The sequence below is a fragment of the Streptomyces sp. NPDC058579 genome, assembly GCF_042718575.1.
GTDB lineage: Bacteria > Actinomycetota > Actinomycetes > Streptomycetales > Streptomycetaceae > Streptomyces.
Window position 1 is genome coordinate 19,996 of the sequence record NZ_JBHXPI010000018.1, and the last position, 19,548, is coordinate 39,543.

Annotated in this window: 23 protein-coding genes and 1 pseudogene; 15 read left to right on the plus strand and 9 right to left on the minus strand. The window is 70.0% G+C overall.

Annotation, left to right across the window (positions count from 1 at the left end; all coding sequences use genetic code 11):
• Nucleotides 1–70 precede the first annotated feature (70 nt).
• Nucleotides 71–1,582: a glutamate synthase subunit beta gene (locus ACFWRO_RS20830; protein WP_384512301.1), complete on the plus strand. Its 1,512-nt coding sequence runs from the start codon at nucleotides 71–73 to the stop codon at nucleotides 1,580–1,582.
• Nucleotides 1,583–1,635: 53 nt separating this feature from the next.
• Here ACFWRO_RS20830 and ACFWRO_RS20835 read toward each other — a convergent pair whose 3' ends face one another.
• The gene (locus tag ACFWRO_RS20835; RefSeq protein WP_384512303.1) at nucleotides 1,636–2,010 is read right to left on the minus strand and encodes a hypothetical protein; all 375 of its coding nucleotides are present in this window, start codon (nucleotides 2,008–2,010) and stop codon (nucleotides 1,636–1,638) included.
• 335 nt (nucleotides 2,011–2,345) lie between these two features.
• On the opposite strand from ACFWRO_RS20835, the gene ACFWRO_RS20840 reads away from it, so the two are divergent.
• The 6 genes from ACFWRO_RS20840 to ACFWRO_RS20865 all read left to right on the plus strand — a co-directional run bounded on the left by ACFWRO_RS20840 (nucleotide 2,346) and on the right by ACFWRO_RS20865 (nucleotide 6,050).
• The gene (locus ACFWRO_RS20840; protein WP_384512305.1) at nucleotides 2,346–2,747 is read left to right on the plus strand and encodes an ATP-binding protein; all 402 of its coding nucleotides are present in this window, start codon (nucleotides 2,346–2,348) and stop codon (nucleotides 2,745–2,747) included.
• A gap of 161 nt (nucleotides 2,748–2,908) precedes the next feature.
• Nucleotides 2,909–3,475 carry an ECF RNA polymerase sigma factor SigK gene (gene sigK / locus ACFWRO_RS20845; protein WP_384512307.1) on the plus strand — a complete coding sequence of 189 codons (567 nt, stop codon included), beginning with the start codon at nucleotides 2,909–2,911 and terminating at the stop codon, nucleotides 3,473–3,475.
• Nucleotides 3,472–4,233 carry an anti-sigma factor domain-containing protein gene (locus tag ACFWRO_RS20850; protein ID WP_384512309.1) on the plus strand — a complete coding sequence of 254 codons (762 nt, stop codon included), beginning with the start codon at nucleotides 3,472–3,474 and terminating at the stop codon, nucleotides 4,231–4,233. Before sigK ends, ACFWRO_RS20850 begins: the two co-directional genes overlap by 4 nt.
• Nucleotides 4,234–4,267: 34 nt before the next feature.
• Nucleotides 4,268–4,759, plus strand: coding sequence for an SRPBCC family protein (locus ACFWRO_RS20855; RefSeq protein WP_384512311.1), 492 nt, complete (start codon nucleotides 4,268–4,270; stop codon nucleotides 4,757–4,759).
• Between the two features lie 263 nt (nucleotides 4,760–5,022).
• The gene (locus tag ACFWRO_RS20860; RefSeq protein ID WP_384512313.1) at nucleotides 5,023–5,373 is read left to right on the plus strand and encodes a hypothetical protein; all 351 of its coding nucleotides are present in this window, start codon (nucleotides 5,023–5,025) and stop codon (nucleotides 5,371–5,373) included.
• Between the two features lie 554 nt (nucleotides 5,374–5,927).
• Nucleotides 5,928–6,050 carry a hypothetical protein gene (locus ACFWRO_RS20865; protein ID WP_384512315.1) on the plus strand — a complete coding sequence of 41 codons (123 nt, stop codon included), beginning with the start codon at nucleotides 5,928–5,930 and terminating at the stop codon, nucleotides 6,048–6,050.
• A 314-nt stretch (nucleotides 6,051–6,364) separates the two neighbouring features.
• Here ACFWRO_RS20865 and ACFWRO_RS20870 read toward each other — a convergent pair whose 3' ends face one another.
• The 5 genes from ACFWRO_RS20870 to ACFWRO_RS20890 all read right to left on the minus strand — a co-directional run bounded on the left by ACFWRO_RS20870 (nucleotide 6,365) and on the right by ACFWRO_RS20890 (nucleotide 9,594).
• Nucleotides 6,365–7,201: an RNA polymerase sigma factor SigF gene (locus ACFWRO_RS20870; RefSeq protein ID WP_384512495.1), complete on the minus strand. Its 837-nt coding sequence runs from the start codon at nucleotides 7,199–7,201 to the stop codon at nucleotides 6,365–6,367.
• 369 nt (nucleotides 7,202–7,570) lie between these two features.
• Nucleotides 7,571–8,047, minus strand: coding sequence for an ATP-binding protein (locus tag ACFWRO_RS20875; RefSeq protein WP_384512317.1), 477 nt, complete (start codon nucleotides 8,045–8,047; stop codon nucleotides 7,571–7,573).
• Between the two features lie 169 nt (nucleotides 8,048–8,216).
• Nucleotides 8,217–8,783 carry an STAS domain-containing protein gene (locus ACFWRO_RS20880; RefSeq protein ID WP_384512319.1) on the minus strand — a complete coding sequence of 189 codons (567 nt, stop codon included), beginning with the start codon at nucleotides 8,781–8,783 and terminating at the stop codon, nucleotides 8,217–8,219.
• A 25-nt stretch (nucleotides 8,784–8,808) separates the two neighbouring features.
• Nucleotides 8,809–8,970 (minus strand): hydrophobic protein, encoded by a 162-nt coding sequence (locus ACFWRO_RS20885; RefSeq protein ID WP_384512321.1) that lies wholly within the window; start codon nucleotides 8,968–8,970, stop codon nucleotides 8,809–8,811.
• A 249-nt stretch (nucleotides 8,971–9,219) separates the two neighbouring features.
• Entirely contained in the window at nucleotides 9,220–9,594 is a 375-nt protein-coding gene (locus tag ACFWRO_RS20890) for a PRC-barrel domain-containing protein (RefSeq protein ID WP_384512323.1), read from the minus strand.
• 391 nt (nucleotides 9,595–9,985) lie between these two features.
• Here ACFWRO_RS20890 and ACFWRO_RS20895 point away from each other — a divergent pair, with 391 nt between their 5' ends.
• The 3 genes from ACFWRO_RS20895 to ACFWRO_RS20905 all read left to right on the plus strand — a co-directional run bounded on the left by ACFWRO_RS20895 (nucleotide 9,986) and on the right by ACFWRO_RS20905 (nucleotide 11,356).
• Nucleotides 9,986–10,345 carry a PRC-barrel domain containing protein gene (locus tag ACFWRO_RS20895; RefSeq protein ID WP_384512325.1) on the plus strand — a complete coding sequence of 120 codons (360 nt, stop codon included), beginning with the start codon at nucleotides 9,986–9,988 and terminating at the stop codon, nucleotides 10,343–10,345.
• Between the two features lie 47 nt (nucleotides 10,346–10,392).
• Entirely contained in the window at nucleotides 10,393–10,539 is a 147-nt protein-coding gene (locus ACFWRO_RS20900) for a hypothetical protein (RefSeq protein ID WP_266975921.1), read from the plus strand.
• 145 nt (nucleotides 10,540–10,684) lie between these two features.
• Nucleotides 10,685–11,356 carry a formylglycine-generating enzyme family protein gene (locus ACFWRO_RS20905; protein WP_384512327.1) on the plus strand — a complete coding sequence of 224 codons (672 nt, stop codon included), beginning with the start codon at nucleotides 10,685–10,687 and terminating at the stop codon, nucleotides 11,354–11,356.
• A 398-nt stretch (nucleotides 11,357–11,754) separates the two neighbouring features.
• Here the strand turns inward: ACFWRO_RS20905 and ACFWRO_RS20910 are convergent, their stop codons facing one another.
• Nucleotides 11,755–12,594 (minus strand): DUF4394 domain-containing protein, encoded by an 840-nt coding sequence (locus ACFWRO_RS20910; RefSeq protein WP_384512329.1) that lies wholly within the window; start codon nucleotides 12,592–12,594, stop codon nucleotides 11,755–11,757.
• Nucleotides 12,595–12,948: 354 nt separating this feature from the next.
• On the opposite strand from ACFWRO_RS20910, the gene ACFWRO_RS20915 reads away from it, so the two are divergent.
• Complete coding sequence (locus ACFWRO_RS20915) at nucleotides 12,949–13,551, plus strand: hypothetical protein (RefSeq protein ID WP_384512331.1); 603 nt, start codon at nucleotides 12,949–12,951, stop codon at nucleotides 13,549–13,551.
• Between the two features lie 994 nt (nucleotides 13,552–14,545).
• Here the strand turns inward: ACFWRO_RS20915 and ACFWRO_RS20920 are convergent.
• Complete coding sequence (locus ACFWRO_RS20920) at nucleotides 14,546–15,124, minus strand: fasciclin domain-containing protein (RefSeq protein ID WP_384512333.1); 579 nt, start codon at nucleotides 15,122–15,124, stop codon at nucleotides 14,546–14,548.
• A gap of 290 nt (nucleotides 15,125–15,414) precedes the next feature.
• On the opposite strand from ACFWRO_RS20920, the pseudogene ACFWRO_RS20925 reads away from it, so the two are divergent.
• The 4 genes and pseudogenes from ACFWRO_RS20925 to ACFWRO_RS20940 all read left to right on the plus strand — a co-directional run.
• A pseudogene (locus tag ACFWRO_RS20925) lies at nucleotides 15,415–15,572 on the plus strand (cryptochrome/photolyase family protein); the annotation flags it as partial.
• An 80-nt stretch (nucleotides 15,573–15,652) separates the two neighbouring features.
• Nucleotides 15,653–16,897: an NAD(P)/FAD-dependent oxidoreductase gene (locus ACFWRO_RS20930; protein WP_384512335.1), complete on the plus strand. Its 1,245-nt coding sequence runs from the start codon at nucleotides 15,653–15,655 to the stop codon at nucleotides 16,895–16,897.
• A 129-nt stretch (nucleotides 16,898–17,026) separates the two neighbouring features.
• The gene (locus ACFWRO_RS20935; RefSeq protein WP_384512337.1) at nucleotides 17,027–17,464 is read left to right on the plus strand and encodes an SRPBCC family protein; all 438 of its coding nucleotides are present in this window, start codon (nucleotides 17,027–17,029) and stop codon (nucleotides 17,462–17,464) included.
• 52 nt (nucleotides 17,465–17,516) lie between these two features.
• Nucleotides 17,517–18,554: a MerR family transcriptional regulator gene (locus ACFWRO_RS20940; protein ID WP_384512339.1), complete on the plus strand. Its 1,038-nt coding sequence runs from the start codon at nucleotides 17,517–17,519 to the stop codon at nucleotides 18,552–18,554.
• Nucleotides 18,555–18,596: 42 nt separating this feature from the next.
• Here the strand turns inward: ACFWRO_RS20940 and ACFWRO_RS20945 are convergent, their stop codons facing one another.
• Nucleotides 18,597–19,433, minus strand: coding sequence for a DUF1295 domain-containing protein (locus ACFWRO_RS20945; RefSeq protein WP_384512341.1), 837 nt, complete (start codon nucleotides 19,431–19,433; stop codon nucleotides 18,597–18,599).
• Nucleotides 19,434–19,548 lie beyond the last annotated feature (115 nt).

Sequence of the window (19,548 nt, forward strand, 5' to 3'; positions counted from 1 at the left end):
GGTCGGCCCCCCGGACGTACGATGAAGGCCACGGACACCGGCATTCCCGAACAGCCGTGTCGAGGGCACCATGACCGACCCCTCCGCCTTCCTCCACATACCCCGGCGACCGGCCCCCTCCAGGCCCCCCGACGAGCGCGTCGGAGACTGGCACGAGGTGTACACGGGCCAGCAGCTGTTGCCGGTGGTCTCCGCCCAGGCCCGGCGGTGCATGGACTGCGGCGTGCCCTTCTGCCACGGTGGCTGCCCGCTCGGCAACCTCATACCGGAGTGGAACGTGTACGCCGCCCACGGCGACTGGGCCACCGCCTCCGAACGGCTCCACGCCACCAACAACTTCCCCGAGTTCACCGGCCGGCTCTGTCCCGCTCCGTGCGAGGACGCCTGTGTGCTCGCCCTCGCCGGCGAACCGGTGACGATCAAGAACGTCGAGCAGGCGATCGCCGATGAGGCGTGGGCGCGCGGCCATGTGCGTCCTCTGCGGCCGCCCCGGGCCTCCGGCTACTCGGTCGCCGTCGTGGGGTCCGGGCCGGCGGGACTCGCGGCGGCTCAGCAACTCACCCGCGCGGGGCACGCGGTCACGGTGTACGAACGAGCCGACCGTGTCGGCGGACTTCTCCGTTACGGCATCCCCGACTTCAAGATGTCCAAGGACCGACTGGACGCCAGGATCGCCCAGTTGGAGGACGAAGGCACGCGATTCCGCCCCGGGGTCGACGTCGGCCATGACGTCGACGCGGCTGGCTTGAGGTCTGCGTACGGCGCTGTGATCGTCGCCACCGGAGCGACGGAACCGCGTGACATCGACTGCCCTGGGCGGGAGTTGGGAGGCATCCACCACGCCATGGAGTACCTCGTGGCCGCCAACCGCTCCGCCGGGCCCTCCCCCGTACCCGTACCCGCGACGCTCTCCGCACGAGGCAAGGATGTCGTGATCGTCGGCGGAGGCGACACGGGCTCCGACTGTCTCGGCACCGCGCTGCGACAGGACGCGTCGTCCGTCGTCCAGGTGGACATCAACCCCCTGCCGGACAAGGGCCGTACGGCCGACGAACCATGGCCGCTCGTCCATCCGAAGATCTACCGGATGTCCCACGCCCACGAGGAGGCGTGCACTCGCGACGGCACCGACCCCAGGTCCTTCTCCTCCGTCACCGTTCACTTCGACGGTGACATGTCGGGACAGGTCGTGACCGTGGTGCTGAACGAGGTCGAACCCAGGGCCAGACGCCCTCGGCCCGGCACGGCCCGCGTCCTTCCGGCCCAGCTCGTGCTGCTCGCGCTCGGATTCCGCGGCCCTCGCCACCATCCGGGCCTGACCGGCCCCCTGGGTCTCGCGCCCGACCCCGGGGGAACCTTCGCACGCACCCCGGATTTCACCGCGCTCTCGTCATCGGCCACGACACCGGAAGCGGAGGAAACCGCCGGCGTCTTCGTCGCCGGCGACGCCGGGCGCGGTCCGTCCCTCGTCGTATGGGCCATCGCGGAGGGCAGAGCGGCCGCGGCGGCGGCGGACCGCTACCTCCGTGGCGTCACCGAGCTGCCGACCCCCATCCGGGCCACGGACCGTCCACTCACGTGACACATCAGTGAGGACCAGGCCCGGGGCCTGGTCCTCAGCAGCAGGAGTTCGGGTCAGCGGTGGTGGCAGTCCCAGTGGCCCTTCACCCAGTGGTGATCCCAGTGGGCCGGGATGTAGACCCACTTGTACTGGTGCTCGATGCTCCAGTAGCCCTTGTGCCAGTCGCCGTGCTTGTCGTGATGGCCCTTGTGCCACGTCTTGTGGTGGGTCCACTTCTTCTCCCAGTGGCCCTTCACCCACTTCTTCTCCCAGTGCCCCTTCTTCCACTCGCACCGGTCGTGATGGTCACCGGCCACGACGGTCGAGACGGACGTGGGCGCAGGTGCCGCGGTGGCCGTCCCGGACATGCCGAGCGCGGCACCGCCAGCCAGCAGTCCCGCCGCCGCGGCGCTTGCCACAAGACGACGGGCACGCATGGACGCGGTCATCGGACGCACCTCCCTCGCTTGATCGACATCGTTGAGCACGTCGAGATGGGTCGTGCGGCCGCCAGGACGACCGGAAACCGGTCGGCAGGGCGGATACGACGGCCGACTCGCCGTGCGGGGTCATCAGGGATTCGGAACCGGGCCACCGCCGGATGAGCAAACGGCGGGAATCCTGATGATCAGCCGACAGGTTCGATGAGCGGGCTGTCATCGCCGATCACTCATCCGTGCTCCGTACGGCTACGAATCCCTCACACAGCAGGATTCGCCTCCAGGGAGCGGTCATGACCACCACCGCACCACCCTCAGCACCCGCACCCCCCTCAGCACCCACCATGACTCGCCACGTCGTGGCCCTGCCCTCCGGCCTGCGCAGCCCGGCCGTCGCCCGTCGCATCGCGGCCCGATGGCTGGAGGCGGCCGAATACGCCCGTACGGCCGACGCCGTCCTGATCGTCTCCGAACTCGTCACCAACGCCGTCCGCCACACCCGCGGCCCATGCGAGCTGACCCTGGCCTCGCACGACAGCTCCCTGGACATCGCGGTCACCGACCACAGCGAGGAGATCCCCGATCTCCACCGGCATGCGGGCGGCGACGGGCGAGGCGGCTTCGGCCTGGAGATCGTGCGCCGCCTGGGGGGATCCATCAGGGTGGTCCCCCGACTCGGCGGCAAGACCGTGCATGTCGCACTCCAGGTGCATGCGTCGGCACACGACCGGCGGGGACCACCGTGAAGCCTCGTCCGCCGCACGCCGACCTCACCCGAGCGGCGCGGCCACGCGACACGACCCCGTCGCAGACGGCAGAGTCGGTCGGGGCGAGCCACCCCGGGCAGGTCGGCTCGGCCCGCGTCACCCCGGCGACCGACCACCAGAGGCATGATGGGGAGCGACCATTGCCGCACGCATCCGAACCGGACGCCGACGTCGACACGCTCCTGCTCCGAGCGGCCGACGGTGACCGGGACGCGTTCGCCGGCGTGTACGACGCACTCGCCCGGTCGGTGATGGGGCTCGCATGCCGGATCCTGCGGGACGCGGCCCAGGCCGAAGAGGTGACGCAGGACGTCATGATCGAGGTGTGGCGTACGGCCGAGCGATTCGATCCCGACCGCGGAACGGCGAAGGCGTGGGTGCTCACCCTCGCTCATCGGCGGGCCGTGGACCGGGTGCGGAGCGTCCGGGCCAGCACAGACCGGGAAAGGCTGGCCGGAATCCTGTCGGCGGACAGGGAGTTCGACCACGTCGCCGAGACCGTCGAGGGCCATGACGAACGGCGCCGGGTCCACCGCTGCGTGGCGGCCCTGACCCGCCTCCAGCGGGTGCCGCTGGTCCTCGCCTACTACCAGGGCATGACCTACCTCGAGGTCGCCCGCTCCCTGTCCACCCCCGAGGGAACGGTGAAGTCCCGCATGCGCAACGGCCTCAAGCAGCTGCGCGCCTGTTTGGAGGCCGGCTCATGACAACGCCGGAGGATCCGCACCTCAACGCCGCGGCGTATGTCCTCCACGCTCTCCCGCCCGTGGAGGAAGCCGCCTTCGAGAACCACCTCGCCGGCTGCGAGGCCTGCCGCCGGGACGTCGCCGAGTTCGAGGAGACCGCCGCCCGTCTCGTCGCCTCCGACACCGCCCCGGTACCCGAGGAGCTGCGCGCACGCGTGATGGAGTTGGTCTCCCGCACCCCACAGGACCGGCCGCATCACATCGCCCGGCCCCATGCCAAGGCCCGCGGCCAACGCGCACTGCGCCTCGCGCTCGCCGCGAGCCTCGCGGCGGCGGCGGCGCTCGGCTCGGTCGCCGTCTGGCAGCACTCGGAGGCCGAGGACGCGCGCGCCCGCGCGGACCGAGCCCAGCAGCAGGCCCGCACGGCGAGCGCTGCCTTCGCGGAAGTCCTCACCGCCCCGGACGCCACCGTCCACACCGGTACGTTGGCCGACGGAGCCGATGCGGCGGTCGTCGTCTCCCGCCAACAGGCTCAGGCCGCGTTCACCGCCCGCGACCTCCCGGCGCTGCCGAGCGACAAGGTGTACGAACTCTGGTACGCCGCCGAGGCGGGCGACCTGCGCCCCGCGGGCCTCCTGGACAACACCGGCGACCGAGCGACCCGGGTCCTCGACGGCCCACTGGGCAACGCGGTCGCCGTCGGCATCACGGTCGAACCCGCAGGCGGCTCCACCCAACCCACGACCGAGCCCCTCGGCATCATCCCCATCAGCTCATGACGCCCGTTCGCTCAGGAACCTGGAGGGCTCCGCTGTGAAGTACACCGTCTCGATCGAGATCGCCCTGCCGCGGGAGAGGGTGGTCCAGCTGCTCGCCGACCCGGCACACCTGCCGAAGTGGCTGCGGGGCCTGGTGCTGCACGAGCCGCTGAATGGGGTGCACGGGCAGGTCGGGACCAGGTCGCGGGTCGTGATGCAGATGGGGCAGCAGAAGTTCGAGGGCACCGAGACCATCACCCGCAGGGAACCGGCGGACCTGCACGGGATCCCGAAAGGGAGCGTCGTTCACTTCGACCGCGAGATCGTAGGCAAGGGGATGTGGAGCGCCGTGCGCGACCGGCTGACCGAGGCCGGTCCGGAGAAGACGCTCTGGATGAGCGAGAACGAGTACCGGTTCAGCGGCGTGCTGATGCGCCTGGTGGGGCTCCTCATGCCCGGCACCTTCCGCAAGCAGTCGCTACAGCACATGGAGGACTTCAAGGCGTTCGCCGAGCAGGGAATGGACGTCCGCGAAGCGACGGGCTGACCTGCTTGCACACAGCGGCATAGGCAACGTCCCGACCGAGGACATCCGCACCTCCTCGCGAACACCAAGAACGGGTTCGCCTCCGCGCGAACCACGGGCACGTCGGCGAACACACACCCCCGCCTACGGATCCGACCGCGACCCCGTCGCCTACCTCCTCTACGGGCCCGGGGCCGCACCGCGCGTACCTTCCACAGCTCGCTGCCGTGCGGCAGATGCAACTTTCGCCACTCGAACCCTGGAAACAAGTCCCGGAATCCGCGGTGCCAGGGCCGGAACACTGGAGAGAGAAGGGCGCACCAAGCCCCGGCCGGGGCCGCTCAGCATATCCCCTGCGCCCCAGCGGCGACCCGCACCGCACCGCCCGGCGCGTCCGCGACGAACTCGCCGCCACCCCCTTCCAGGCGACCCTCGCCGTCACCGCCGAGCCGCGCACCCTCACCCCCGACGCCTCGACGACCATCACGGCCACCTTCGCCAACCGCAACGGCTTCGCCGCAACCGGCCGCGTCGACATCGCGCTCACGGGCGCCGTCCTGGCGGAGCCCCAGGGCGCCACGCGGGCGGCGGATTCACGGCCCGCTGGACCGCGACCGTCCCGGAGGGCCAGCTGACGGACCCGCTCGCCGCGGTCCGGCTCACGACGACCGCGCGGTACGAGCCGCAACGCGCGGTCGCCCCGGCCAAGGTCGTCCACCAGGGGTCCGTGTACGTCGCCGGACCGCTCGACGACGGCCTCACGACCGTGAACGGCAACACCGCGGCATTCGGGCAGCTCGGCGACCGGTACGCCATCGAGGGCGCGGGCAACGACCTGTGGGGCGCCACCGCCCAGTTCGGCGCGATCCGCCGACCCGGTGCGATGGGCGAGAACGCCGCCGTCACCACACGCGGGACAGCCAGGCCAACACCGGGAACTGGGCCCGCGCCGGGATCATCGTCAGCAACAACCTGGCAGCACCCGGCTCGCTCGGCTTCCTCAACCTCGCCGTCACCCCCGCCAACGGCGTAGTCCTCTCCTACGACGCCGACGGCAACGGCAACGGCCGGCTCGAGAAGTACGCCCAGGTCACCGGCGTACGCGCTCCAGTGACCCTGCGCCTGACCCACACCGGTACCGCGTACACCGGCGAATTCTCCACGGACGACGGGCGCCACCTGGCGACCCGTGGCCACAGTGACGGTCCCGGGCGCGGCAATCACCCAGGACGTCGGCCTCTTCATGACCGCCGCCAACGCGGGCCGGGGCACACGCGGCCTCACCGAGTTCACCGGATTCCGGCTGCAGTGAGCATGCAGCCTCGAAGGCGTCGCCTCGGGAAGCCGGCGGCCTGAGCCAGGCGGCTCAGCGGCGCTTGCTTCCCGGGGGAACCTGCATGTCTTCGCGTGCCGATGGTGTTCTCAGTACCAGCCGTGGGTCTGCCAGAAGTTCCAGGCGGCGTGAGGCGACCTAACGTCGGGGAGAGGCCCGCAGGGCGGCGACGACAGGGACGAGAGGCACCCCGCACGAACCGCGGCCCAGGTGCGTGCGGTAGGCGGCCGAAGAGGGCGTGACCGCCCCGGTACGGTCCGCGGGGCACGAAAGAGCACTGGCTGCCGTCCGTATCAGCCGGTTGCGAGCAGGCCCTCGCGCAGGCGCTTCACGGTGCGCGAGAGGAGGCGGGAGACGTGCATCTGGGAGCAGCCCAGGTGTTCCCCGATCTGGGCCTGGGTGAGTTCTTCGACGAACCTCAGGTGGAGGATCTGCCGGTCACGCTCGTCGAGGTCGGCGATCAGCGGGGCCAGGGCGTGGAAGTCCTCCACCAGCTCCATGGCGGGGTCCTCGCTGCCGATGAAGTCGGCCAGGCAGGCCTCGCTGTCCTCGTTATCGCCGCTCAGCGCGGCGTCGAGCGAGGAGGAGTTGTAGCCGTTGGAGGCCAGCCGGGCCTCGGTGACCTCTTCCTCGGTGAGGCTCATCAGCTCGGCGAGTTCCGAAGCCGTCGGTGTCCGGCCCAGGCGCGTACTCAGCTCCTCGGTCGCCTTCGCCAGTTCCACCCGGGCCTCCTGCAGGCGGCGGGGTACGTGCACCGCCCAGGAGGTGTCTCGGAAGAACCTCTTGATCTCCCCGACGATGTAGGGCACGGCGAACGTGGTGAACTCGACCTCCCGCGAGAGCTCGAAGCGGTCGATCGCCTTGATCAGTCCGATCATGCCGACCTGGACGATGTCCTCCATCTCGTCGCCGCGATGACGGAACCGCCCGGCCGCGTAGCGGACCAGACTCATGTTCATCTCGATGAGGGTGTTGCGCGCGTACTGGTACTCGTGCGTCCCCTCCTCCAGCACCGTGAGTTCCTGGAAGAAGACCTTCGACAGAGCTCGCGCGTCCTTCGGCGCGACCGCCAACGCGTCCGGGATCACCGGCAGCGTTCCCGTTCCGGCCTCAATTCCCTTGGCCGACATCGTGGTGAGCGTCACGCCATTCCCCTTTCACGTGTGTCCCGAGCCGAAAGTCGTGGCTCCGTGTCAGGTCGCCTACCCGGAGCGGCGCAGTGCACACGGGCCGAATCTCTCGAGAGCCCTCCCGAGGGGTGTTCAGAAGCCTTCCCCGTGCTGCCTGTCGGGGCCATCGGGCACCGAAGACCCGCTTCTTGCAAGGGTCGTTGGGCAGAAGGAAGCCAGAAAGAGGATGCAGTACCCGGTCGTTCGAATCGGTCACGTGGGACGAGAGGTGCCTGCACGTGACCGCGCCACGACGCGTCGTCCTAGAGCAGAGCCCGTCAGGGGCCGGCGAGCCGTAGTGCCCATCCGCTGCGCAAAGCTCGGGGTACGTCAGTGTGGTCGCCGGTCCGCCGGGGTCGCCGTGTCGGCGTACTCCCGCAGGAGGGAGAGACGCGCCCGGACCCGCTTCCCCTCCGGGTGCGGCTCCACACTCAGGCTCTCGCAGACGGCGACGACGATCTCGACGCCGTGCTGCCCGATCCGGCCGGGATCGTGTCCGAGGGGCACGGGAGCGGCCACCTCACGGTCGAGCACCGAGATCTCCAGAGTGTCCTGGAGCAGCTCCAAGACCAGTCGGCAGGGGCCGACCGCGTGCCGGACCGCGTTCGTGACGAGCTCGCTGACCACCAACTGCGCGAGCTCGACGCGCTCGTCGGCCACCGGTTCACGCCGCACGCACGGGACCGCCGCGAGGAAGTCCGCCGTGAAGGCGCGCGCAGAGGCGATCGCACCGCCGCCAGAGGCGTTGTCGTAGACGACACTCGCGGACAACAAGGGGTCCCGTGCCGCGGTCATCGCATCCGTCATGGCGCTGGTACTCCCCTCGTCCGGTGGGTGCGCTGGGCACCTCGTACATCGCTTTTCCCCTCTTCATGGTTTCCACACCGCTCAAAGGGATCACACCGGGACGTAAACGATGTCCTCGAACCGTGTCACGCCCGGCGACCGGCATCTCGTGGCCGAGCACGGCACAGACCTAGACAGGTCCGGGGAGCAGGAGTGGGAGCTCGGTTCCCGGGGCCAATTCCGCGGTGAGGAGATCCAGCCGGTCCCCGCGGACGCGAGCTGGAGCGTATGCATGCCGTAAGATCCCGCCGCCGGCCGCGGCCAACGCCTCCGCCTCCGCCTCCGCCACACGGTCGTGCGGCGGGAGCGTCGTCGTCAGCCCGGTGCTCTCCAGGATGCGTCGCACCACGGAGTTCGGCGCGGCGAGATACAGGTCTCCGCCGACTTCCCGCGCCCTGTGAACCGACCTGATCAGAACGTTCAGGCACGACGAGTCCATGAAGCCGAGCGCGGACGGGTCGAGGACGAGATGGTGCCGCCCCTGGCCGATCAGTTCCGCCATGTGGTCGTCGAGTCGGCCGGCCGTCTCCATGCCGAGCTCACCCGCCACGGATAGCACAGCCGTGCGGGTGTCACCCCAGGACGCAGGACGGAGACCCGAGGACGAGTCGTCGCCGACGGCACGAGCACGGGGACGAGCCCGGCACGCTCCGAACGGGGAGTGCCGAGCTCGTTCATGCGGGAGGGATCGGTCCACACCGCCGGTGGACGACCGGGGCCGACTACCAGCGGTACCAGCGGCCCGTGCCGCCCTTGGGCCGGGCCACGAAGCCCAGCAGCCACAGGACGAGGACGAGGACGGCGATCCACCAGAGCGCCTTGGCCGCGAAGCCGAGGCCGAAGAGCAGCAGGACGAGCAGGAGAACAAGGAGCAGGGGAACCATGCGTATCTACCTCCTGAAGGACGGTAGTGAAGGAGCCGAATGGACGGGTACGAGGTGTACGCGTGAGGGGGAGCCACGCCCCGTCAGAAGTGGCGTTCGAGGAACGGGGCCACCGGCCCGAGGCCGCGTCGCCGCGCCCGCCGCGCCAGCGTGTACGCGAGGGCGAGCGCGGCCGCCGCACCTGCAGCGGCACCAGCCGTCATCGCCTTGGGCGCGCGACCCGACTCCCCAGCTCCGGGCCACCGCTTGTCAGATGGCACCGGTGCCGCCCGAGAAGGGTCCGCCGGTGCGGTAGTGCTGGGCGATCTCCTCGCGGTACTGCCGGTCCGCCAGGTGCTTGTCGGAGACGAACTCGGGGGCGTCCTTCACCTGTTCCTTGGACAGGGTGAGGTGGATCGTGTGGTCCTCCAGGTCCACACGGGTCACCGCGCTCGCCGGGATCAGCGCCTCCTTGCCGAAGATCCAGGGGCCCGTGTCGACGACCAGATAGGCGTCGTCCACCTCGTCGGAGTGTTTGTCGACCTTGCCGATGTGCCCGTCGGACGCCTCGACCCGCCACCTGATGAGATCGATGCCCGCCAGGTGGCCGGACTCCGTGCTGTAGGACCAGGTGCGATCGGTCATCACTGTCACTCCTCTGTCGCTTTACGTCGTGTCTGTCACGGCATCGAACGCGCGGGCCGCCTCAGATCAGGTCACGCCGGTCATCGGTGCGCCGTGGGGCGCCACGGGCGGAACAACCAACCGGCGGCGAAGGACGCTCGTGTACACGGCGGTTCCGTTGATCCTTCCCGAACGGGTTGGACAGCGTCCGCGTACCCGGTCCCCCGGGGATCATTCGGCTCGCACCGAGCACGGGTCTGACCGCACCAAAACGAAGCTGCTCATGCCGCATCGCCACGGACAGGTTCGCGATCCGGCGGGTCCGGATGGTGTGGGACGGCTGCGACGGGCAACACGGAGTGACAGAACACGAAGCCCGTTGCCACTCGCCCCCGACGGAAGGAACACACCCATGGCGTACGACATCTGGACCTACAGGGAGACCGCGGCCCCTGCGGCGCATCTCGACCTGACCGGGTACAGGGTCGAAGCCTTGGACGGTTTCGCGGGCACTGTCGACACGCACGAGCCCACGGCCGGCCGCGCCCATGTCGTGGTGGATACGGATCCCTGGCTCCCCGGCAGACGCGTCATCGTTCCGGCCGGGGTCGTGACCACGGTCGACCCCGACGCGGAGAAGCTCGACATCGGCTGCACCAAGCAACAGATCGCGGACGCCCCGCCGTTCGAACCCGGACCCGACCGCGACCTGGACGACGACGAGCCGCACCGGATGGGGCTCGTCGACTACTACCTGGCGTTCTTCCGATAGACGGCCCCCGCAGGAACGTCCCGCCCTTGCGACCCAAGGAGAATCCCATGAGCGCACTCCTGACCCGTATCAAGCGATTCGCCCACAGCCCGCAGGGCCGCAGCGCGGCGGCGTCCGTCCGCCGGGCCGCCGCCGACCCTCGCAGGCGCACCCAGGTGCAGCGCCTCCTCACCAAGCTGCGTGGTCACCGCTGACGGCCACCCACCCGGCCCGGCAGGGCCGGTGGATCGACGCCCCGCGCGGCAAACGGCGCGGGGCGTCGCCGCGCGCGGCGCCCGCCGCGGTCAGCAGCTCCGGCGCATGATGAGAAGGTCACCGGGCCGGTAGGATCGTCTGCTCATGGATGCGAGTGCAGGGCCCGAGATGATCGCAGTTCCGGCCGGGCAGGTCACACTGTCGGACCGGCGGACGCAGCGCAGTTGGGCGGTCGAGCTGGACACCTACCAGCTTGCGATGTACCCCATCACCCAAATGCTGTACACGCACGTGACCGGCGAGCATCCAAGTACCGCCCTTGGGGACCATCTGCCCGTCGAAGGCGTCTCCTGGTGGGACGCGGTCCAATTCTGCAACGCCTTGTCGCATCGCAAGGGGCTCACGCCCGCCTATCGTCAGGTTGGCGGCCAAGACGTCGAATGGGACGTGACGGCCGACGGGTACCGGCTACCGACCGAAGCTGAGTGGGAGCACGCTTGCAGGGCCGGTACGGCGGGGCCGCGCTATGGCCCCCTTGACGAGATCGCCTGGCATCGCGGCAACTCGGCCGAGACCATCCATGAGGTGGGAGGCAAGCACCCGAACCTCTGGGGCTTTCACGACATGCTCGGCAACGTGTGGGAGTGGTGCTGGGACATCTACGACGCCGAGGTCTACGGCACCTACCGAGTTCTGCGAGGCGGCGGCTGGTTCGACGAGCGCTGGAGCTGCCGGGCGTCCGTAAGGCGCCGCAGTCACCCCACGTTTCGGGTCGACGACGTCGGATTCCGCATCGCACGTTCCGTAGTGCGCTGATCCACAACGCCGCCTGGAGACCGCTCGCGATCCACTGTCGCGCGAAGTCACTGCTGGGTGAGGACGCGGCTGGTCTTGATGGCCGGCCTCCCCGGCTTGGAGAAGGCCGCGCTCGGCCGAGAGCTGGAAGCCCGCCAGTTCATCGCCCACACAAGGTCAGGGAGCGGCCCCATCCTCGAAGAGTTCGGCGCCTTAGGTATGCAGCCCCTCAGGAATGCAGCAGATGAGAGATGGCGGCAGCATGCCTTGCCAGCCCAGAAGTCGGGTCTCCGGCTTTCCCGGTTCGAGGCGCACCTCGAGGCCGGGGACACAAGTGTTCTGCCAGCCGGCATCCGACACTCGTGCCCGCAGTGAGGTGGAGGCGGGCTGTGTGGGCCCGCCTCCACTGTCTGTGCTGTTCAGTGCTGGTTGAGGGGGAGGGCGACGTCGACGACCTGGCGACCGGCCGGGAATTCACCGACCAGGGTGGCCTTGCCGGTGAGGACGTTGACCTTGTAGAAGCGCTGCTTGCCGCCGGTGGACAGGGCCGCGTAGCCACGGTTCGAGCCGTCGGAGGCCTGGTAGTAGATGTCGAACCCGGCCGACAGGCCGGTGTTCACGCCGAGGTTGCCGGTGGGTGCGAGGGTGCCGGCGTTGGCCGGGGACTGCAGCGAGACGCGGTTGTTGGTGGTGTCGATGTCGAACAGCGTGGTCGCGGTCGCCGCGTCGAGATCGTTGTTCGTGTATCCGGCACCGGTGACGCCGAGTGCCGTCGACGGCGGCATCGTCGGGTTGGTGAGTGTGCCGTCGACGGTGGTGGTCTTCGGGGCGGCGGGATCGTCGATGTTGTGGCGCAGGTTCTGCCCGGTGTCGCTGATCACGCGCAGGCGGTTGGCGGCAGGGTTGAAGTCGACGCCGAAGTACCGGCCCTGGAGCACCACGGTCAGCTGCGAGACCTTGACGGCCTTGGCATCGCTGTCGAGCCTGTAGACGCCGCCCTTGTCGCCGACGCCGTACAGCTTGCCGTTCTGGACGCGGAAGTCGATCCCCACCAGCTTGCCGTCGCCCCGGAGGCCGGAGACCTTCCCCAGCGACCAGGTATCGGCCGGGTCGGCGACGTCGAAACCGACCAGGCGCTGGTCCGTGGTCAGCCCCACACTGATCAGACCGTGCCCTGCTGCACGGCCTTCCGGCCCGAACGGATCGCCGCCGTCCGCCGTCGCCGCAGCAAGGCCCGGGGAGAGCAGGGAGACAGCCATCGCGGCAGCGGCGACAGAGGTGGCGGCGACTCGACGAGTACGCACAAGAGGACTCCGATCGGTTTTGCGAGCCTCAACCGTGAGGCACGTCTGCGCATCCTTCGGCGCCCCGCAGAGTGCGGATTGCGAGCTCGGCGCGACAACCCCCCAACGGCCGCATCAGTCCTATCGCCACGCCCACCTGCAAACCAATCACCGCCCTGGTCGCCCCTCCCCCCGGCCCCCGGTCCGCGGTCCCCGATCCCGCCAACGACTCGATACCTGTGTCCGTACCCTCTGACCAGCCGGCGCCCAGACCTGATCCAGGCCACCCGCCCGGGGTGACCCGTCCGAGGGTCTTCTCGTTGGGCAGTCATGTTGACTGGCATCTTCCACGCCATCGGAATATCCACCGCCGGGACCACAGGACCCAAGCGCCCTCCCCGGGACGACGCCGAGGCCGCGCTCGTCGAGCAGTATCCGCGGCTCGTACGCCTCGCCCATCTGATCCTTACGCCCGAACTGGGAAGACACCGGCGCCTGCTCGCCGCGCACTCCCTCGTGCAGAAGTCCCTCTCAGGTGCGGGACGTACGCGCTCGGGGCCGACAGTTCCGGCCCCGCGTGGCGAATCAGGCGAAGCGTTCCTCTGGCTGCGGGGGCGCGTCGTGTCCGCCGCGCTCCGCGCCTCCAGGCGCTCCCTACGGTTCCCCGCATGGCCCACGCTTCCGGCAGTCCTTGGGCTGCGGCTGTTCCCCAAGGCCGGTGGCGACGGAGAGCCCGCGCTGGACCGTGCGCTGGCCGGTGTGACCCCCGCGGTACGGGCTGCCTTCGTACTGCTGCTCGTCGAAAGCCTGGCACCCCAGGCCACCGCACGCCTGCTCGCGCGCTCGGGTGTCGCGGACCCGGACAATGCCGTTCTCTCCGCCGATCGGCTCCGGGCCTCCGTCGGCAGGGAAGCCGAATCGCCCCTTCAGTGAGTCGAGTTCGACCCCTGCACGGTGCAGGCTCGCCCCACGGACCTGCTACGTCGTCGGCGACGGACACGGCTCACCGGGCTCACAGTAGTTCTGGCCCTCCTTGCCATCGCCGGGGCCGTGGTCGTGAAGGGCAGCAGCCAGTGGGACCACCGGCCGCCTGTCGTCGCCATCCCCATCGTGGCTTCCGCTGAGGCCTTCGTTCGTGCCTCCGAAGCACGGCATCTGGAGCGCGCGGCGCCCTTGGGCGTGTCCGACGTCGGCGTCACCGATCCCGTGGTCCGGATGCCGAGCGACTGCGGCAGCGCGCCCGTTCTTGAGCTGCGCAGTTCCGCGCGGATCGTCGAGGATCGCTCCCTCCTCCTGACGGAACTCGGAGAGCTGACACCCGTGGACCTGACGTGGACTCCTCCTCCGGGCGCCGGAGCTCCGGCGCGTCAACCTCGCGAAGCGAACTCTCCGGCCGGGCTGGCCGCCTGGAGACGGTCGGTATGCTCGCTGCCTGCCCTTGCGCAGAACCGGGGTACGGGCTGTGAACCGCTGGGAGTTCGCCCAGCAGAACCTTCCCGAGCAGCGTGGACGGGCAACCTGGACGTGTCTCCGAGCGGAGAACCGGGAAGGCCGTGGCCGCGTCGCGGTGGCTCTGGAGGAGCCGGCGGGAGCGAGTCACGCGGGGTCGGGCCCCTCACCCGTGCCGGCGGACACCGCCGTGTGCAGCAGGTTCGGCCAGCACGTGCTCGCCGGCACGTACTGGGTGGCGCCGTCCGGAGCGCGCTACTACCTGGCTGCGGGCAGCCGCCGACTGACCTCGGTCACAGTCGGCGGGGCCGTCTCCGCCACGGCACCGGGACCGCTCCCGCCCGTACGCGCAACCGCGAACGGCCCGGTGACGTTGACGGGAACGGTGCCCGGCTCGGGAGACGACGGCCGACCCCTGAGGTGAGCAGCGGGTAGCGGGGACCGCGCCACCCCCTCCGCGCGGACAGTTGGTGTCCGCTCACTTCGGCATCAGGACGGTGTCGATGATGTGCACAGTCCCATTGGCGGTCTGCACGTCGCCGCACACGATGGCAGCGGTGTCGTTCACCTTGTACGAGTCGCCGGAACCCGAGGTCGTCAGCATGCCGCCTTGAAGGGTCTTGAAGGACCCGTCCGCGAGGTCGGCCTTCTCCACCGGCTCGTCCACCACGTGGTAGGTGAGGATGTTGGTCAGAGTGGCCTTGTCGGCGAGCACCTTGTCGAGGTCCGCCTTGGGGATCTTGGCGAACGCCTCGTTCGTCGGCGCGAACACCGTGATGCCCTCGGCGTTGTTCAGCGTGTCGACCAGACCGGCCTTCTGCACAGCGGTCACCAGAGTCGACAGAGCCGGATTGTTCGAAGCGGCCGTCGCCACCGGGTCCTTGGCCATGCCGTCGAACGAACCGGCACCCTCCTTCGGCACCGAAGCACAGCCAGGACCGAATGTGCTGTCGCCCTCATGAGCCGACGCCAGAGGCGCCAACGCTCCGAGCGAGACCGAGAGGGCCGCGGCGGCCAGGGCGGCCGATACGCGACGTCGGGTGAGCGTGGTGTTCATGATCTGCTCCTCCTAGCGGCCGGGCACCTAGCCGTCTGCGGCCGTGGATCGTTGTCCTCTCAGAGAGGTATTCGGCGCCGAGCGGGCCTCCGGATGGGGCTGGCGGCGCTTTTCTCCAGGGCCTGTGCCGCAGCCTTGGCGTCAGGGGAACGCATCCGAAGAACGCCCGCCTGTCGAAGAGGGAGGTGAGCGCGAGACGCACCACGCAGGCAGAAACGGATCGAGACCCGCATGACAGGTACGCACTGGCTCTTCGGCGACCAGCTGGACCCGGCCTTCCTCGCGGCGGTTACACGTCCGGCGGTGCCTACATCGACCGCATGAGCGACCTGTGCGGGCCCTGCGTCACAACGCCCGGATCTCCAGGTCGGTGCACGGACTCGACCGGCTCAAGGACCTGGCCGCCCTGCTGGAGCAGGAGCGAGGACGAGGCGAGGAACCGCCGTGAGTCGGCCGGGGACTGCGGTCCTGCGCTGTTCGCGGTGACATGCGGGTCAAGGCCACGTACGAGGAATGGATGAGGACGCCATGAGGAAGACGGACAGCGGGCGGTACGACGTAGTGGTCGTCGGCGCAGGGGCAGCGGGGCTCGCCTGCGCGGGCGACCTGGGCGCGGCGGGCCTGCGGGTCCGCCTGTTGGAAGCAGAGGACACGGTGGGCGGGCGGATGCGTACCGACCACGTGGCGGGCTTCACGGTCGACCGGGGCTTTCAGGTTTTCAACACGTCCTATCCGCAGGTCAAGCGCCGTATCGACTTGAAGGCGCTCCGTCTGCGGCCGTTCACCCCGGGGGTACTGGTGCACACCCATGACGGGTTCTATCGGTTCACCGACCCGACCCGACGGCCCAGACAGAGCCGTGATCTTCTGCCCGGCCGGCTCGTGTCCGGCCGTGATCTGCTCGCCCTCGGTGCGCTGTCGGCCCGCGACGCACTCGCGCCGGCATCCGTGTTGCGGCGTGGCCCCGACGGCAGCACACTCACCGCCCTGGCCGAGGCCGGCGTGTCACCACAGTTGGTGGAGACCTTCTTCCGGCCCTTCCTCTCCGGTGTCTTCCTGGAGGACGAGCTGGAGACGTCCGCCCGCTTCTTCCACCTGGTGTGGCGGAGCATGCTGCGCGGCACTCTCTGCCTTCCGGCAGAAGGGATCGGGGCGGTTCCCGCGCAGCTCGCCTCCCAGCTGCCCGCACACGTGCTGCGGACCGGCAGCCCCGTCGGGACCGTGACGCCGGAGGGGGTCACCCTCGCGAGCGGCGGCGAGGTGGGGGCCATCGCGGTCGTCGTCGCGACCGGCCAGCGGGCGGCGGGGAAACTGCTCCCGGGACTCCGCGTGCCCGGGGGCCGGACCGTGACCACGTTCTACCACGCGGCTGCCAGGGCTCCGCTGGCCGAGCCCGTCCTCGTCGTCGACTCGCGGCGCAGGTTCCTCAACACGTGTGTCCTCAGCGCCGTCCATCCCCGCTTCTCGACCGACGGCCGGGCACTGGTGTCCACCTCGGTGCTCGGCTCCCCCGGGCCGACCGAGACGGCAGCCGTCCTGCGCGCCCTCGACGAGGTGTACGGCACGGACACGACCGCCTGGGAACTCGTCCACCGCGTCACCGTCCCCGACGCCCTGCCGGCCATGTCCGGTCCGGCACCACTGTCCAGAAGAACTCGCTTCGGGCCAGGCACGTACGTGTGCGGCGACCACCGCGCCACCAGCTCACTGCAGGGAGCGCTGGCTTCGGGCGCACGCGCGGCCCGCGAGGTGCTCCAGGACCTGGCTTCCTGAACTGACCGACCAGGCGGTCCCAGGAATCGTCAAGCCTGGCCCGATGCATCCGGTGCTCCCTCTCACACGGAAGCATCAGTGTCTGGAATGGGGCCGGGGGCCGTGGTGTGGGAGACGGAGGACCGTGCGGTGATCAGTGTCGAGCGCAATATCGTGGTGCGCCTTCCCTTGGCCGAGCTCGTGACGTATCTGGAGGACTTCGCCCGTACCGAGGAATGGGATCCTGGGACGGTGTCCTGCGTACGGCTGGACGACGGGCCTGTGCGCACGGGTGCGCTCTGGCGCAACACGTCACTCTTCCGGGGCCGTACGACCGAACTCGAGTACCGGCTCGACGTGCGTGAGCCCACGCGGCTGGTGTTCGTCGGAGAGAACAAGACGGTGACCGCGGTCGACGACCTCCGCTTCGATGACGAAGGCGACCTCACCCAGCTGTCGTACAAGGCCTCGCTGGCCTTCAAGGGCTTCGCGAGGCCGGCAGCACCGTTCTTGCGAACGGAGTTCGAGCGGCTGGCCGACGAGGTGGCCGCACGCCTGCCGACCGCCGCAGTGGCCGGGCGCACCTGAAAACGCGCCTCATCCCCACGTTCGCATCGTTTCCGCATCGTACGGTGGTGACATGCCCGAATCCACACACGGGATCACGACAGGCGCAGTGGCACGGCGTCTGGGGGTCTCGCCGACCACAGTGCGTTCCTGGGACCAGCGGTACGGCATCGGTCCCGCGGTGCGCGCGGACGGGCGGCACCGGCGGTGGAGCCCGGGGGACGTGGCGATGCTGGAGGAGATGTGCCGCCTCACAGCGTCGGGCGTGCCGCCGGCCGAGGCGGCACATGCCGCCAAGCGGGTGCGGCCAGGCGCGGTGACGGAGACCGCCGAGCTCGCTGCCGATCAGCGCACCCCGTCCGTCGAGCCGGCGGAACAGACCATGGCCCCAGTGGGTGCGGAGCCGCGGGCTCGCCGTCCGGGGCAGGGCAGCGGACTGCCCCTGGGCGACGTACGGCAGGAGTGCCGCGGGCTGGCCCGCGCCGCCGTCCGCCTCGACGGTCCGGCCATGGAAGGTCTGCTCCAGGAGGTTCTGGCGCGGTACGGGCTGGTGATCGCGTGGGAAGAGGTGATGGCCCCGACCCTGCACGCGGTGGGCCGCAAGTGGGAATCCTCCGACGATCGTTACGTGGAGGTGGAGCATCTGCTGTCATGGCACGTCTCCACCGCATTGCGGCGGGCCGCCGTCACCGGCACGCTGAGAACATTCCCGGCCGCTCCTGTCGTCCTGGCCTGTGTCCCGGCGGAGCAGCACACCCTGCCGCTGGAGGCACTCGCCGCGGGACTGGCCGAACGAGGCCTGCCGACCAGGATGTTCGGCGCAGCGGTACCGGCGGAAGCCCTGGACGCCGCGGTACGGCGCTCGGGTCCGGCTGCTGTCGCTCTCTGGTCACAGGCCAGATCCACCGCGGACCACGCCCTGGCCCGTCACGTCGCGGGAACGGCCTTCGGGATGAGGGGGGCTCGCACCGCTCCCCTGGTACTCCTCGCGGGCCCCGGCTGGCTCGGGCGGGCACCCGGCCAAGGCATGATCCACCCCACCGGCCTGCGCGAGGCCCTCGACGTGATCCACCGGCTCTACGAAGGGCAGTCCGGGCACTCCGAGGGCTGAGAAGAGCCGTCGTCGTACGAGGGCAAGGCCTCGGGGCTGCGGTCAGCGGCGGTTCTGAGCGGTTCGCGGCCCGTTCCCCCGAGGACGAGGAGGTCGAGGGAGGAAGCCGCTCGTGCGCTCGCGATAGTCGGTGTACCCGGGGCGGTCGGACATATGGGCCTCGAGGAGCCGTTTGCCGCTGCCCCAGACGAGCAGAGCGGTCATGACGAGCGGGGAGACAAGGGTGAGAAGGGCGGTCTGCCAGGTGGCGCAGGCCATCAGGTAGAGGCCCCACCAGACGAGGAAGTCTCCGAAGTAGTTGGGATGCCGGGTCCAGCTCCACAGTCCGCGGTCCATGACGCGGCCTCGGTTCGCCGGATCGGCCTTGAATCGGGCGAGCTGATGGTCCCCCACCGCCTCGAAGGTGAGGCCCGCCGCCCACACGGCGAGACCCAGGAAGGCAGCCGCCTCCAAGGACTCGGGGAGCAGAACGGCGACCTGGACGGGCAGGGAGACGAGCCAGACCAGGGCTCCCTGGAGGAGATAGACGGTCCGCAGCGCGTAGAGCGTGGGGTTGCCACGCGCGCGGGCGAGCATCTTGGCGTACCGGGGATCCTCCCCGTGGCCGCGTCCGCGCCGGGCGATGTGGATCCCGAGTCGCAGACCCCATACGGCGGTCGCGAGCGCGACGAGGACGCGGCGGGCGTCGTCGCCGTGGCCGCTGGAGAGGAGCCAGGCCACGACGGCCACGGCCGCGAAGGCAAGTCCCCAGGCCACGTCGACGACGCGGTGCACGCCCTTGACGGTTCCGACGACAAAGGCCACGAGCATGACGGCGAGCGCTGTGCCCGCCGAAGCGGCCAGGAGCACACCGAGGGCTCCCGCGTCGACGGCGGTCATGACGCCTCCTCGTACCGGGTAGCGGGTGTGATGGGCATCGGACGCCTCGGAACCCGGCGTCCGATGCCGGGCGACAATCGACCGGGAGTGGTGCCGGCCACTGACTGGTGGCGGG